The following is a 13,984-nucleotide window of genomic DNA, read 5'->3' as shown; positions in this document are numbered from 1 at the left end:
ATCATGGCACCCATCCCAAGGCATCTCATACCGAAGGTCGAGCGGGCGCTCACCTCGTCCCGGGTCGTCAACGTCATCGGTCCACGCCAAGCCGGGAAGACCACCCTGGTCCGCGACCTCATCGACTCCGCCGTCTACGTTACGCTCGACGCAGACGATCTGCGCTCTTCACTCGACAGCGACCCTTACGGGCAATTGCAACTGCTATCCAGGGAAGGCGCGGCCAGGCAACTGCCCATAGTCATCGACGAGGTGCAACGGCTGCCGGATGTCACACTGGCGCTGAAGCGCATCGTCGACACCGAAAGCCGCCCCGGACAGTTCCTGCTGACCGGTTCCGCCGACATCTTCACGATTGGCCGGGCCCTGGATTCCCTCGCCGGCCGGGTAATGACGCTGACGCTCCGCCCACTGAGCGGAGCGGAGATCCAGATGAGGACTCCCGCAGCGATCCTCGATGCCGTTGCCAAGGCCCCCGACGACTGTCTGCAACACCTGCCGGCACCCGCCGCCTACAGCCGAGAGGCGGCCATCGATCTTATGCTGCGCGGCGGATTTCCGGAGATCCGCCGCCTCGACACCCCTGATCGCATGGACCGGTATCAGAGTTACCTGGACAGCGTCGTCGAAAAGGACGTCGCCGTTGTAGCGCCGATCCGCAAGCCGGATGTCCTGCGCAGGCTCATCGACCAATTGGCGAACCGCACGGCCAACGAGTTGAACATCGCGTCCCTGTGCAGCGCGCTGGGCGATGTCCGCAAGGAAACCGTCAACGATTACATCGACATCCTGCGCCGCCTGGGCATCGTCCATCTGCTCGGCGCCTGGACCTCCGCAGCGACGAAGCGGGAGGTGAAGCGGCCCAAAATCCACTTCATGGACACCGGGATCGCCACCGCCCTTCGCGGCGAGGACGGGGACAGTTTCGGCCTGCTGGCAAACCCCACGGCGCTTGGCCAGGTGCTGGAGACCTTCGTCTACACCGAGGTCGAAAAAAGCCTGCCGCTGCAATCGAAGCGCTGGACGCTCCATCACTACCGGGACGACAAGCAGCGCGAGGTGGACCTCATCGCCCAGGCTCCCAACCGCGTCCTTGCCCTGTTCGAGATGAAGGCGTCGGCCACCGTCACGAACGGCGACTTCCGCCACGCGGACTGGTTCTTCGGACCCGGCGGCCCGGCCGAAGCGTACAAAGGGTGCTCGTTCGTCGTCTATCTCGGCGACCGCCTCCTGCCCTTCGGCCCCCGCAAGATCGCGCTGCCGCTTTCCATGTTCTGGTCCTTTTAGAACGAGCTTCCGCTTCCCGCCGATCACTGGCCCGCCGATCACTGGATGCGGTCGAGCGCCTTGTAGTACAGCCCGACCAGCGGCAGGAACCAGGGCTTGCCGAAATGGCCGGGGACGGCGGGCCAGGACATATCCTTCAGCGGGTTCCGGTCCTCGCGCCCAAGGATCGCGTCGGCCATGGTCATGCCGAGATGGGTCGACAGCTGCGCCCCGTGGCCGGAATAGCCCATGGCGTACCACAGCCCGTCCTGGTAACCGGCGCGCGGATAGCGGTCGCTGGTCATGTCCACCAGCCCACCCCAGCAATAGTCGATGTCGATGCTGGCGATCTGCGGGAAAATCCTGGCGAGGCCCGCGCGCAGGATCGCCCCGCTCTTGGCGTCGGACTGCTGGTCGGACGTCGCCGAGAAGCGGGCGCGGCCGCCGAAGATCAGCCGCCGGTCGGGCGACAGGCGGAAGTAGTTGCCGATGTTCATCGACGTGACGTAGGTGCGGTTGCCCGGCACCACCGATGCGATCTCGCCGTCGCCGAGCGGGCGGGTGGCGATGATGAAGCTGCCGACCGAGATGATGCGGCGGCGGAAATGGCTGAAATTCGGCGTGGTATAGGCCCCGGTGGCGACCAGCACCTCCTTGGCGGTGACCGTGCCGCGCGGCGTGGTCAGCGTGTGGCGGTCGCCCGTGCGGGCGATGGCGCCGACCGGCGCGTTCTCGACCAGCACCGCGCCATGGCGCCTGGCGGCGTCGGCCAGCCCGACCACGAAGCGGCCCATATGCATCATGGCGCTCTTGCGCGACAGCATCGCACCGAAGAACGGCGAGCCGACCTCGTCCTTCAGCTCTTCGGCGGTCAGCAGGGCGGTGTCGGGATCGACCTCGCGGTGCACCACCTCGAAGTTGCGGGCGATGGCGTCGAAATGCGCCGGCTTGGAGGCCAGCTTCAGCTTGCCGGCGCGGCGGAAGCTGCAGTCGATCCCCTCTTCGGCGATCAGCGCCTCCAGCGTGTCGATGGACTGGTCGAAGGCCCGGTAGAGTGCTATGGCGCGCTCCGTCCCCAGCGCGGTCTTGGCGGCGATGAAGCTGTGGGCCAGACCGTTGTTGAGGTGCCCGCCGTTGCGCCCCGAAGCCCCGCCGCCGACGCGGTCCGCCTCCAGCACGATCACCCGCGCCCCGGCCTTGGCGAGCTGGCGGGCGGCACCCAGGCCGGTGAACCCTCCTCCGACGACGGCGACGTCGTAATGGCCCTCGACGGTTCCCTCGGCTCCGCCCGTGAAGGCCGGGGCGGTGTCGTGCCAGTAGGAGACGAATTTCATGACCTGGGTCCTTGTCGTTGCAGCCCGAACCTCGAAAGTTCCGCCCCTTACAGCCCGACCACGCCGGGCAGGCCGGAAATGTCGGAAATCTCGACATAGCCGTAATAGGGGTTGGCCGGTTCGTGGCCGCGGTTGACCCACACCTTGTTGCGGATCCCCAGATCGTGCGCCGACATCAGGTCGTAGCGGAAGGAGGAGGAACAGTGCAGGATGTCCTCCGGCCCGCAGCCGAGCATGTCGAACATGTATTCGAACGCCTGGAAGCGCGGCTTGTAGGCCTGCGCCTGTTCGGCGGTGTAGACGGCGTGGAAGGGCGCGCCCAGCTTCGCCACGTTCGACGGGATCTGGTCGTTCATCGCGTTCGACAGGATGACCAGCGGGATTTCCCTGGCGACCTTGGCCAGACCGGCCGGCACGTCCGGGTGCGGCCCCCAGGTGGGAACCCGCTCGTACACCATGCGCGCATCCTCGTCGCGGAAGACCACGTTGTTGCGCTTGCAGCTGCGCTCCAGCGAATTGTGCACGACCTCGGCATAGGGCTTCCAGTCGCCCATGATCTCGTCGAGACGGTAGGCGGCGAAGTTCTTGATGAACTCCTTCATCCGTGCTTCGTCGAGGATCGACCCGTACAGGTCGCGCGCCGCTTCGGCCATCTGAAAGTTGATCAGCGTGCCGTGGCAATCGAAGGTGACGTATTTCGGCCGGAACTGGCTCATGGCTGCTTCCTTGGGATGGAACGACGTGGGAGGGGCGAATTGGGCTGGGGCAAATCGGGAATGGGGCGCTGCCGGCCCTGCCCCACGATCCTAACGTCGCCGCGAAGCCGGGCCTGACCGAATTGCCGGGCGCGAAAGCACAAAGTACCGTTTCCGTCCCGGTCCTCGGCATTTGGTTGGGAGGGAAACGGCGCCGGGGCGCCCGGAACGGGGGATGGACGCCCCGCCTGCGGGTTCGCCCGCCATCGTCGCGGCATAAGATGCGGCGGGCTGCCGGAGCAAAGGTGAAAGATGTCGCGGCGGGTGTCGCCTTCAGACAAACGTCCGGGGCGGTTGCGCACACTCTTGGAGGCAGAGGGTGAAAGGACTGCCCATGAACAAGAATACGGTTCCCAAGAGAGCGATCGACTATGCGGCTTTCGAGCCGAAGCATCTGGGCGATGCGCTTGCCCTGTCGCGGCAGGCGCAATGGCCGCACCGGCTGGAAGACTGGTCGCTGCTCCTGTCGCTGAGCCGGGGGCTGGTCGCCGTGGATGCCGGATCGGGCCGGCTGGTCGGCACCGTGCTGACGACGCCCTATGGCGAGGATGCCGCCACCATCAACATGGTCATCGTCGCCGAGGACTGGCGCGGGCAGGGCCTCGGCCGCCGTCTGATGGACGAGGCGATGGCGCTGGCGGACGGCCGCCCCCTGCGCCTCGTCGCCACCAGCGAGGGGTTGCCGCTCTACGAAAAGCTGGGCTTCCGCGAGGTCGGCACCGTCCTCCAGCACCAGGGCGAAGCCGGTCCGGTTGCGCCGGTGGCGGCGGAAGACGTTGCCCCGGCCGGCGCGGAGGATCTTGCGGCCATCGCCGCGCTGGACGGCCAGGCCTTCGGCGCCGACCGCCGCCTGCTGCTGGAGCGCATCGCCGGGGTCGGGTCCTTCACGCTGCTGCGCCGGAACGGCGTCCCCGCCGGCTTCGCCGCTCTGCGCGACTTCGGCCGCGGGCAGGTCGTCGGCCCGGTGGTCGCCCCCGACGCGGACGGCGCCAAGGCCCTGATCGGCCCGATCCTCGCCGCGCATCCGGGAAAATTCCTGCGGGTGGACACCACCGCCGACACCGGTCTCGCCCCATGGCTGGCCGATTGCGGGCTGCGCCCTGTCGGCGGCGGCATCGCCATGCGCCGCCCGGCGCCAGCGGCAGCTCCCGCCTCACCCGCCCCCATTTCGACTTTCGCGCTCGCCAGCCAGGCACTCGGCTGATCCGGAGAGGACCATGCTCAGCAATTCCCTGATCGAACTCGACCGTGCCCATCTGGTCCATCCCGTCGCGTCATATCGCGGCCATGAGAAGGCCGGGGTGCGGGTCATCGCCTCCGGCGCCGGGGCGACGGTCACCGACGCCGCCGGCCGCCAGCTGGTCGACGGTTTCGCCGGCCTGTGGTGCGTCAACGCCGGCTACGGGCAGCAGAGCCTCATCGACGCCGCCACCCGCCAGATGCAGGAACTGCCCTACGCCACCGGCTATTTCGGGCTTGGCAGCGAACCGGCGATCCGGCTGGCCGCGGCACTCGCCGAACGGGCGCCCGGCGACCTGAACCATGTCTATTTCACGCTGGGCGGGTCGGATGCGGTGGACAGCACCATCCGCTTCATCCGTTACTACTGGCTGGCCAAGGGGCAGCCGCAGCGCGACCAGTTCATCTCCATCGAGCAGGGCTATCACGGCTCCTCCACCGTCGGGTCGGGGCTGACCGCGCTGCCTGCCTTCCATGCCGGCTTCGGCGTGCCCTTCGACTGGCAGCACAAGATTCCGTCGCACTACGCCTACCGCAACCCGGTGGGCGGCGATGCCGATGCGATCATCGCCGCCTCGCTCGCCGCCCTCGACGCGAAGATCGCCGAGATCGGCGGACCGGAGCGGGTCGCCGCCTTCTATGCCGAGCCGATCCAGGGGTCGGGCGGCGTGCTGGTGCCGCCCGACGGCTGGATGAAGGCGATGTGCGACCGCTGCCGCAGCCTGGGCATCCTGTTCATCGCCGACGAGGTCATCACCGGCTTCGGCCGCACCGGCCCGCTGTTCGCCTGCACCGACGACGGGGTGGTCCCCGACATGATGACCACGGCGAAGGGCCTGACCTCCGGCTATGTGCCGATGGGTGCCGTCTTCCTGTCGGACGCGGTGTACGATACCATCGCGGACGCCGCTGGCAGCAGCGCGGTCGGCCATGGCTACACCTACTCCGCCCACCCCGTCAGCGCCGCGGTGGGGCTGGCGGCCTTGCACCTGTACGAGGACAGCCTGCTCGCCAACGGCGCCAGGGCCGGGGCGCGGCTGATGGCCGGGCTGCACGCTTTGCGCGATCACCCGCTGGTCGGCGACGTGCGCGGGCGCGGCATGCTGGCCGCCATCGAACTGGTGGTGGACAAGGAGCGCAAGACCCCCCTGCCCGCCGCCGCCGAACCGTCGCGCCGGATTTTCGACCGGGCCTGGTCCAACGGTCTGGTGATCCGCGCCTTCGCCAACGGCGTGCTGGGCTATGCCCCGCCGCTCTGCTGCACCGACGACGACATCGACGCGATCCTGGAGCGGACGGCGCAGACGCTCGACCAGACCCTGGAGGATCCGGACGTGCGCCGGGCGATGCGCTAGACGAAAAAGGGGGTGTCCGCGGAAAAAACCGCGGACCCCTCTGTATCTAGCATTTTCTGCTGTCCAGCACCGAAGATTCGGAGACCCTTACCCACCCCTTGGACCACACTGGAGGGGAAGAAGACCGAATCTTCAGGCCAGTTCAAGAGGGACCAGCTCCAAAGACATCCCGGCGGACGTTGCCGCCGGACCTGAAACGCCCCGCCGGACCGGAACGGTTCCCCTGCGGTCCTTGATGAGGAGATGGTGCGTTGACCAAGAGTCTGCTGAGCTTCAAATATCTGACCTTCGACGTCGTCGGCACCCTGATCGACTTCGAATCCGGCATCAAGGACTGCCTCGCCGCAATCGCGGCGGAGGCCGGCACCGATGTGGACGGCGAGGCGGCGCTGACCCTCTACCGTGAGGCGCGCTATGCCGACGATGCCGACCTGTTCCCCGACGATCTGGTGCGCGTCTATTCGGTGATCGCGCCCAAGCTGGGGCTGCCCGCCGGCACGCAGTACGGCGAACGCCTGCGGGAGTCCGCGGCGGTCTGGGCCGGCTTCCCCGACAGCCGGGAGGCCATGGCGCGTCTGGCCAAGCGCTACAAGCTGATCGCGATGACCAACGCGCGGCGCTGGGCCTTCACCCATTTCTCCCGCGAGCTGGGCGATCCGTTCTTTGCCGGCTTCACCGCCGACGACACCGGCCTCGAAAAGCCCAACCCCGCCTTCTTCCAGCAGGTGTTCGAGTTCGTCGAGCGCGACGGCGGCAGCAAGGACGACATCCTGCACGTCGCGCAGAGCCAGTATCACGACATCGGCGTGTCCCGCCGCCTCGGCATGACCAACTGCTGGATCCAGCGGCGGCACGCCCAGAAGGGCTATGGCGGCACCATCGAGCCCGCCGAGTTCACCGAACCGGATTTCCATTTCCGCTCGATGGCGGAACTGGCCGATGCCGTCGAAGCAGCGGCCGCAGAGCCGAAGACGGCTTCCGCGTAACCGGGCCAAACCGGAGCGCGCTGAAAAAGAAACGAACAAAACAATCCTGAACAGAGTGAGGCAGACATGACCAAGACGCCTGAAAGCTGGACCCGGACTGACGACAGCATGGTCGAAGGCGCCATCCGGCGCGGGGCTACGCGCCGCGACCTGATGAAGATGCTGCTGGCCGGCGGGGTGTCGCTGGCCGCCGCCGACCTCGTTCTGGGCCGCGCCGGCATGGCGCTGGCCGCGACACCGGTGAAGGGCGGCGCGCTGAAGGCTGCCGGCTGGTCGTCCTCGACCGCCGACACGCTGGACCCGGCCAAGGCGTCGCTGTCCACCGACTATGTCCGCTGCTGCGCCTTCTACAACCGCCTGACCACACTGGACCAGACCGGCATCCCGCAGATGGAGCTGGCGGAGAGCGTGGAGTCGGGCGATGCCAAGACCTGGACGGTCAAGCTGCGCAAGGGCGTCACCTTCCACGACGGCAAGTCGCTGACCGCCGACGACGTGGTGTATTCGCTGAAGCGCCACCTCGATCCCGCCGTCGGTTCCAAGGTCGCGAAGATCGCCGCGCAGATGACGGAGTTCAAGGCGGTCGACAAGACCACCGTCGAGATCACGCTGGCCAGCCCCAACGCCGATCTGCCGACGATCCTGGCCACCCACCATTTCATGATCGTGGCCGACGGCACCACCGACTTCTCCAAGGGCAACGGCACCGGCGCCTTCACCTGCAAGAGCTTCGAGCCCGGCGTGCGCTCCATCGGCCTGCGCAACCAGAATTACTGGAAGGGCGGACCGAACGTCGACTCCTTCGAGTTCTTCGCGATCAGCGACGACAATGCCCGCGTCAACGCGCTGCTGTCCGGCGACATCCATCTCGCCGCGTCGATCAACCCGCGCTCCACCCGTCTGGTGGACGGGCAGAAGGGCTTCGCCCTGTCGAAGACGACGTCCGGCAACTACACCGACCTGAACATCCGCCTGGATATGGAGCCCGGCAGCCGCAAGGACTTCGTCGATGGGATGAAGTACATCGTCAACCGCGAGCAGATCGTCAAATCGGCCCTGCGCGGCTTCGGCGAGGTGGGCAACGACCAGCCGGTCTCGCCCGTCAACGCCTACCACAACGCCGCCCTGAAGCCGAAGGCCTATGACCCGGAAAAGGCGAAGGCGCTGTTCAAGAAGGCCGGCGTCCTGGGTCAGTCGATCCCGGTGATCACGTCGGATGCCGCATCGTCGGCCATCGACATGGCGATGGTGATCCAGGCCTCCGCCGCCGAGATCGGCATGAAGCTCGACGTCCAGCGCGTGCCGTCCGACGGCTATTGGAGCAACTACTGGCTGAAGTCGCCGATCCATTTCGGCAACATCAACCCGCGGCCGACGCCGGACATCCTGTTCTCCCTGCTCTACGCCTCCGAAGCGCCGTGGAACGAGAGCAAGTACAAGTCGGAGAAGTTCGACAAGATGATGATCGAAGCGCGCGGCATGCTCGACCAGGCCAAGCGCAAGGAGATCTACAACGACATGCAGGTGATGATCGCCGAAGAGGCGGGCACCATCATCCCCGCCTACATCTCCAACGTGGATGCCATCAGCGACAAGCTGAAGGGCCTCGCCCCCAGCCCGCTGGGCGGCATGATGGGCTACGCTTTCGCCGAGTATGTCTGGCTGGCCGCCTGATACAGTGGGCGGGCGGAACGGGACGGCCGCATGGCCGGCCGTTCCGGCCCGTCGCGGCCCATTCGGGCAACCCCTCCGGGGGCGCCTCGCCTTGCGGAGGCCAAGCATGACATCACGCGTTCCCTCCCTCATCCTTGGTCGGCTGCTCATCGCACTGGTCACGCTGACGATCGTGTCCTTCGCCGTGTTTTTCGCCACCACCCTGCTGCCCGGCGATACGGCGACCATCCTGCTGGGGCAGGCGGCAACGCCGGAAGCCGTCGCCGGCCTGCGCACGGCCATGCATCTGGACGACCCGGCCCTGCTGCGCTTCGTCTACTGGATCGGCGGCCTGTTCCAGGGCGATCTCGGCACCTCCTACGCCAACCATATGCCGGTGGCCACGCTGATCTCCGGCCGGCTCGCCAACACCCTGAAGCTGGCCGGACTGACCACCCTTGTTTCGGTTCCGCTGGCGCTGACGCTGGGCATCACCGCCGCCATGTGGCGGCGCACGCTCTATGACCGCATCGTCACCATCGCCACCATCGGCGTCATCTCGGTGCCGGAATTCGTGCTGGCGACCCTGGCCGTCCTGGTGTTCGCCGTCTACCTGAAATGGCTGCCGGCCCTGTCCTTCACCTACAATGTCGACAGCTTTTCCGGCCTGCTGCGGGCCTACGCCATGCCGGTCATCACCCTGACCTTCGGGGTGTCGGCGCAGATGATCCGCATGACCAGAGCCGCGGTGATCGAGACGCTGAACACGCCCTATGTCGAGATGGCGCTGCTGAAAGGGGCGTCACGGCCGCGGATGGTCCTGCGCCACGCCCTCCCCAACGCGCTGGGGCCGATTTCCAACGCGGTGGCGCTGTCGCTCTCCTACCTGCTGGGCGGCGTGATCATCGTCGAGACGATCTTCAACTATCCGGGGATCGCCAAGCTGATGGTCGATGCGGTGTCCACCCGCGATTTGCCGCTGATCCAGTCCTGCGCGATGATCTTCTGCTTCGGGTACCTGATCCTGATCACCACCGCCGACATCGTCGCCATCCTGTCGAACCCGAGGCTCCGATGAAGACACATTCTTCCACCGGTTCGCTGGCGGCATGGTCGGGCTACCGGATCAACCTGGTCGGTCTCGCCGCCTTCTCCGTCGTTCTGTTCTGGGCGCTGGTCGCCCTGTTCGCCCCCTACATCACGCCCCATTCGGTGGGCGAGATGATCGACCTCGATTATTTCGGCCCGATGCGGCCCGGCCTGTGGCTGGGGTCGGATTATCTCGGCCGCGACATGCTGTCCCGCATCATCTACGGCGCCCGCTACACCGTCGGCATCTCGCTGGCCGCGGTGTCCATCGCCTGCTTCACCGGCGTGGTGCTGGGCATGACCTCGGCGGTGCTGCGCGGGCCGGTGGACATGGTGGTCAGCCGCATCCTCGACGCCATGAACTCCATCCCCAGCAAGCTGTTCGGCCTGATGGTGGTGGCGGCGGTGGGCTCGTCCATCCCCGTGCTGATCCTGACCCTGTCGGTCATCTATGTCCCCGGCGCCTACCGCTTCAGCCGGGCGCTGGCGATCAACATCGACACGATGGATTTCATCATGGTCGCCCGCATCCGGGGCGAAAGGCTGCCCTATCTGATCGCATCGGAGATCCTGCCCAACATCATCGGCCCGGTGCTGGCCGACCTCGGCCTGCGCTTCGTCTTCATCGTCCTTCTGCTGTCGGGCCTGTCCTTCCTGGGGCTGGGCGTCCAGCCGCCCTACGCCGACTGGGGGGCGCTGGTGCGCGAGAACATCGGCGGCCTGCCCTTCGCGGCACCGGCGGTGATCGTGCCGTCGCTGGCCATCGCTACCCTGACCATCAGCGTCAATCTGCTGATCGACAATCTTCCGCAGAAGATCCGGGACCGGAGTGCTTCCTGATGACGAACCTTGTCGAAATCCGCGGCCTGACGGTCGAGGCCACCACCGATTCCGGCCGCTGGATCCAGATCCTGAAGGGCATCGACCTGGACATCGCCGCCGGCGAGACCGTCGCCTTCATCGGCGAAAGCGGCTCCGGCAAGACCACCGCCGCCATGACGCTGCTCGGCTACGCCCGTCCGGGCTGCCGGATTTCCGGCGGAACGGTGAAGGTCGACGGCCATGACATGGTGACGCTGCCGGAAAAGGACCGGGCCGCCCTGCGCGGCACCACCGTGGCCTATGTGCCGCAGAGCGCCGCCGCCGCCTTCAACCCGGCCTCGACCATCATGGAGCAGGTCATCGAGGTGACGCGGATCCACCGCCTGATGCCGCCGGACGAGGCCCGCCGCCGGGCGGTCGCCCTGTTCCGAGCCCTGTCCCTGCCCAATCCCGACAGCATCGGCGACCGTTACCCGCATCAGGTGTCGGGCGGCCAGCTGCAACGGCTGGCGGCGGCGATGGCGCTGATCGGCGATCCCAAGGTGGTGATCTTCGACGAGCCGACCACCGCACTGGACGTCACCACCCAGGTCGAGGTCCTGCGTGCCTTCAAGGCGGTGACCGCCCAGCACCGGATCGCCTGCGTCTATGTCTCCCACGATCTGGCCGTGGTCGCGCAGATCGCCGACCGCATCATGGTGCTGCGCAACGGCGCGGTGCAGGAAACCGGCAGCGTCCACGACATCCTGACGCGCCCGGCCCACCCCTACACCCAGGAACTGCTGCACGCCTTCCACCCCGACACCGGCGGGCGCGAGGCGCAGCCCGTCGCCGACAGCGGCGCTCCCCTGCTGGAGATCAACACGCTGAGCGCCGGCTACGGCCCGCCGCAGTCGAACGGGCAGCCGCTGGTCCTCGCTGTCAAGGGGGTGAGCCTGCAGGTGAAGCGGGGCACCAACCTCGGCATCATCGGGGAGTCCGGCTGCGGGAAATCGACCTTGGCGCGCGCCATCGCCGGGATCCTGCCGGCCTGCAAGGGCGACATCCAGTTCAATGGCAAGGAGCTGTGGCACAACGCCCGCCAGCGCAGCCACGACCAGCTGCGCGACATGCAGATCGTCTTCCAGCACGCCGACACCGCGCTCAACCCGGCCAAGTCCATCGAGGACATCCTCGGCCGTCCGCTGACCTTCTATCACGGCCTGCGCGGCAAGGCCCGCGATGCCCGCGTCGATGCGCTGCTGGACATGGTCCGCCTGCCCCGTGCCCTGCGCCACCGCCGTCCGGCCGAATTGTCGGGCGGCCAGAAGCAGCGGGTGAACTTCGCCCGTGCGCTCGCCGCCGAGCCGAAGCTGATCCTGTGCGACGAAATCACCTCGGCCCTCGACACCGTGGTTGCGGCGGCGGTCATCGACCTGCTGAAGGAACTGCAACGCGAACTTGGCCTGTCCTATGTCTTCATCAGCCACGACCTGTCGGTGATCGAGGCGATCTGCGACGAGATCGTCGTGATGTATCGCGGGCAGACGGTGGAGACCATCATCCCCGCCGACCGGCAGCCGCCGCAGCACCCCTATTCGAAACTGCTGTTCTCGTCGGTTCCGAAGCTGGATCCGACCTGGCTCGACACGCTGAACATCGATGCCGACCGGATGCGGGTGGCCTGACCCGCCGGTTGGCGATCATTCGGCGAGCCGACAGACTGGGCTATTTGTGGGTAGGCGGTCACATACCACCATATGTTCATGTCTCGTTAAGTACGGCGGTCCACCCTACGGCATGATGTCGAGGAGGACGTCCACATGACCTGTTCCCAGCAGAGTGTCGCGGTCGGCGGCTTCACGGCGACCATCACCGACCTCGGAGATCGCCGGGAAATCACCGTCGTGCGTGCCGGGCTCGGTCCCTGGGTCTACCAGGAGACCACCCTGGCGAGCCTCTCGGCCTGCGTCGAGCGGTTCACCGGGCAGCCGGTCTCCCGTCACCACGCCGATCAGCCCTGCTAGAGTGACAGACTCTAGGCCGGTACCGGCGCACTGACGGAGCCCCGTTCAGAGTTCGGCGTTCAGATCTCGGCCGCGACCGCCTTCACCGCCTTGGCCGTCGCCGCCACCACGATGTCGGCCTCCTCCCGCGTCAGGCAGAGCGGCGGTGCGAAGCCGAGGATGTCGCCCTGGGGCATGGCGCGGGCGATGACACCCCGCTCCAGAAGTGCGGCGGACAGGCGCGGCCCGACCTTCGCCTCGGCGGGGAAGAAGCGGCGCTCGTCCCGGTCGGCGACGAACTCCACCGCCGCCAGCATGCCCTCGCCGCGCACCTCGCCGACCATCGGATGCCCGCCCAGCGCGTCGGTCAGCGCCGCGCGGAAATAGCCCCCGGTCTCGCGCGCGTTGGTCACCAGATCCAGCGTGTCGATCAGCTCCAGATTCGCCACCCCGGCGGCGGCGCAGAGCGGATGCGCCGAATAGGTCCAGCCATGGCCGATGGGGCCGAGTTGGTCGGAGCCCTGCTCCAGCACCTTCCACACCCGGTCGCCGACGATCACCCCCGACAGCGGCGCATAGGCGGAGGTCAGCCCCTTGGCGATGGTGATGAGGTCGGGCCTGATGCCGTAATGGTCGGAGCCGAACATGCTGCCGAGCCGGCCGAACCCGGTCACCACCTCGTCGGCGATCAGCAGGATGTCGTGCTTGTCCAGGACGGCCTGGATCTTCTCCCAATAGCCGGCGGGCGGCGGGACGATGCCGCCGGTGCCCAGCACCGGTTCGCCGATGAAGGCGGCGATGGTCTCCGGCCCCTCCGCCTGGATCAGCGCCTCCAGCCGGTCGGCGCAATGCTGGGAGAACTGCTCCTCGCTCATGCTGCGGTCGGCGCGGCGGAAGTAATAGGGGGCTTCGGTGTGCAGCACCGGCGGGCGCGGCAGGTCGAAGGCCTTGTGGAACAGCTCCAGCCCGGTCAGGCTGCCGGTCATCACTCCCGACCCGTGATAGCCGCGCCAGCGCGAGATGATCTTCTTCTTCTCGGGCCGGCCGAGGATGTTGTTGTAATACCAGACCAGCTTGATGTTGGTCTCGTTCGCGTCCGATCCCGACAGGCCGAAATAGACGCGCGACATCCCGGCGGGTGCCCGGTCGATGATCATCCTGGCCAGCCTGATCGACGGTTCGCTGCCATGCCCGACATAGGCGTGATAATAGGCGAGCTTGCCGGCCTGCTCGGCGATGGCGTCGGCGATCTCGCGGCGGCCATAGCCGACATTGACGCAATAGAGGCCGGCGAAGGCGTCCAGGCTGCGCTTGCCGTCACGGTCGGTGATGTAGACGCCGTCGCCGCCGGTGACGACGCGGGTCGGCGTGTCGCCGCGGGCATGCGCCGCCATGTGGGTCGACGGGTGGAAGAAATGGTCGCGGTCCCAGGCGGTCAGCTCGTTGGTCAGGTCGGTCATGGCGTTTTTTCCCGATAAGAAATTCGCTTCAGGCGGCGGG

General features: G+C 67.1%; 12 protein-coding genes. 9 read left to right on the top strand and 3 right to left on the bottom strand.

Annotated features, from left to right (window positions below):
* Positions 1-3: 3 nt before the first annotated feature.
* Positions 4-1,287 carry an ATP-binding protein gene (locus tag CRT60_RS02585; RefSeq protein ID WP_204561618.1) on the top strand — a complete coding sequence of 428 codons (1,284 nt, stop codon included), beginning with the start codon at positions 4-6 and terminating at the stop codon, positions 1,285-1,287.
* Positions 1,288-1,325: 38 nt separating this feature from the next.
* Here the strand turns inward: CRT60_RS02585 and CRT60_RS02580 are convergent, their stop codons facing one another.
* Positions 1,326-2,600, bottom strand: coding sequence for an NAD(P)/FAD-dependent oxidoreductase (locus tag CRT60_RS02580; RefSeq protein WP_098734897.1), 1,275 nt, complete (start codon positions 2,598-2,600; stop codon positions 1,326-1,328).
* 47 nt (positions 2,601-2,647) lie between these two features.
* Entirely contained in the window at positions 2,648-3,316 is a 669-nt protein-coding gene (locus CRT60_RS02575) for a haloacid dehalogenase type II (RefSeq protein WP_098734896.1), read from the bottom strand.
* Between the two features lie 373 nt (positions 3,317-3,689).
* Between CRT60_RS02575 and CRT60_RS02570 the strand changes: the two genes are divergently transcribed.
* The 8 genes from CRT60_RS02570 to CRT60_RS02535 all read left to right on the top strand — a co-directional run bounded on the left by CRT60_RS02570 (position 3,690) and on the right by CRT60_RS02535 (position 12,505).
* Entirely contained in the window at positions 3,690-4,559 is an 870-nt protein-coding gene (locus tag CRT60_RS02570) for a GNAT family N-acetyltransferase (protein WP_098734895.1), read from the top strand.
* A 13-nt stretch (positions 4,560-4,572) separates the two neighbouring features.
* On the top strand, positions 4,573-5,949 hold the full coding sequence (locus CRT60_RS02565; RefSeq protein WP_098734894.1) for an aspartate aminotransferase family protein: 1,377 nt from the start codon (positions 4,573-4,575) through the stop codon (positions 5,947-5,949).
* A gap of 251 nt (positions 5,950-6,200) precedes the next feature.
* Entirely contained in the window at positions 6,201-6,935 is a 735-nt protein-coding gene (locus tag CRT60_RS02560) for an HAD-IA family hydrolase (RefSeq protein WP_098734893.1), read from the top strand.
* 66 nt (positions 6,936-7,001) lie between these two features.
* Positions 7,002-8,609 (top strand): ABC transporter substrate-binding protein, encoded by a 1,608-nt coding sequence (locus tag CRT60_RS02555; RefSeq protein WP_098734892.1) that lies wholly within the window; start codon positions 7,002-7,004, stop codon positions 8,607-8,609.
* Between the two features lie 106 nt (positions 8,610-8,715).
* On the top strand, positions 8,716-9,666 hold the full coding sequence (locus tag CRT60_RS02550) for an ABC transporter permease (RefSeq protein WP_098734891.1): 951 nt from the start codon (positions 8,716-8,718) through the stop codon (positions 9,664-9,666).
* Positions 9,663-10,517 (top strand): ABC transporter permease, encoded by an 855-nt coding sequence (locus CRT60_RS02545; RefSeq protein WP_098734890.1) that lies wholly within the window; start codon positions 9,663-9,665, stop codon positions 10,515-10,517. The genes CRT60_RS02550 and CRT60_RS02545 overlap by 4 nt, the downstream gene beginning before the upstream one ends.
* Entirely contained in the window at positions 10,517-12,166 is a 1,650-nt protein-coding gene (locus CRT60_RS02540; RefSeq protein WP_098734889.1) for an ABC transporter ATP-binding protein, read from the top strand. Before CRT60_RS02545 ends, CRT60_RS02540 begins: the two co-directional genes overlap by 1 nt.
* A gap of 135 nt (positions 12,167-12,301) precedes the next feature.
* Positions 12,302-12,505, top strand: coding sequence for a hypothetical protein (locus CRT60_RS02535; RefSeq protein WP_098734888.1), 204 nt, complete (start codon positions 12,302-12,304; stop codon positions 12,503-12,505).
* A gap of 59 nt (positions 12,506-12,564) precedes the next feature.
* Here CRT60_RS02535 and CRT60_RS02530 read toward each other — a convergent pair whose 3' ends face one another.
* Positions 12,565-13,944, bottom strand: coding sequence for an aspartate aminotransferase family protein (locus CRT60_RS02530; RefSeq protein ID WP_098734887.1), 1,380 nt, complete (start codon positions 13,942-13,944; stop codon positions 12,565-12,567).
* Positions 13,945-13,984 lie beyond the last annotated feature (40 nt).

It is taken from the genome of Azospirillum palustre (assembly GCF_002573965.1).
Lineage (GTDB): Bacteria > Pseudomonadota > Alphaproteobacteria > Azospirillales > Azospirillaceae > Azospirillum > Azospirillum palustre.
The sequence above is the reverse complement of the archived record's forward strand: the minus strand, read 5'-3'. Positions and strand labels throughout refer to the sequence as shown.

What these genes read in the sequence shown, in the direction of transcription:
- CRT60_RS02585 (WP_204561618.1), top strand. Translation starts at nt 4, where the DNA reads ATGGCACCCATCCCAAGGCATCTCATACCGAAGGTCGAGCGGGCGCTC.
- CRT60_RS02580 (WP_098734897.1), bottom strand. Translation starts at nt 2,600, where the DNA reads ATGAAATTCGTCTCCTACTGGCACGACACCGCCCCGGCCTTCACGGGC.
- CRT60_RS02575 (WP_098734896.1), bottom strand. Translation starts at nt 3,316, where the DNA reads ATGAGCCAGTTCCGGCCGAAATACGTCACCTTCGATTGCCACGGCACG.
- CRT60_RS02570 (WP_098734895.1), top strand. Translation starts at nt 3,690, where the DNA reads ATGAACAAGAATACGGTTCCCAAGAGAGCGATCGACTATGCGGCTTTC.
- CRT60_RS02565 (WP_098734894.1), top strand. Translation starts at nt 4,573, where the DNA reads ATGCTCAGCAATTCCCTGATCGAACTCGACCGTGCCCATCTGGTCCAT.
- CRT60_RS02555 (WP_098734892.1), top strand. Translation starts at nt 7,002, where the DNA reads ATGACCAAGACGCCTGAAAGCTGGACCCGGACTGACGACAGCATGGTC.
- CRT60_RS02550 (WP_098734891.1), top strand. Translation starts at nt 8,716, where the DNA reads ATGACATCACGCGTTCCCTCCCTCATCCTTGGTCGGCTGCTCATCGCA.
- CRT60_RS02545 (WP_098734890.1), top strand. Translation starts at nt 9,663, where the DNA reads ATGAAGACACATTCTTCCACCGGTTCGCTGGCGGCATGGTCGGGCTAC.
- CRT60_RS02540 (WP_098734889.1), top strand. Translation starts at nt 10,517, where the DNA reads ATGACGAACCTTGTCGAAATCCGCGGCCTGACGGTCGAGGCCACCACC.
- CRT60_RS02535 (WP_098734888.1), top strand. Translation starts at nt 12,302, where the DNA reads ATGACCTGTTCCCAGCAGAGTGTCGCGGTCGGCGGCTTCACGGCGACC.
- CRT60_RS02530 (WP_098734887.1), bottom strand. Translation starts at nt 13,944, where the DNA reads ATGACCGACCTGACCAACGAGCTGACCGCCTGGGACCGCGACCATTTC.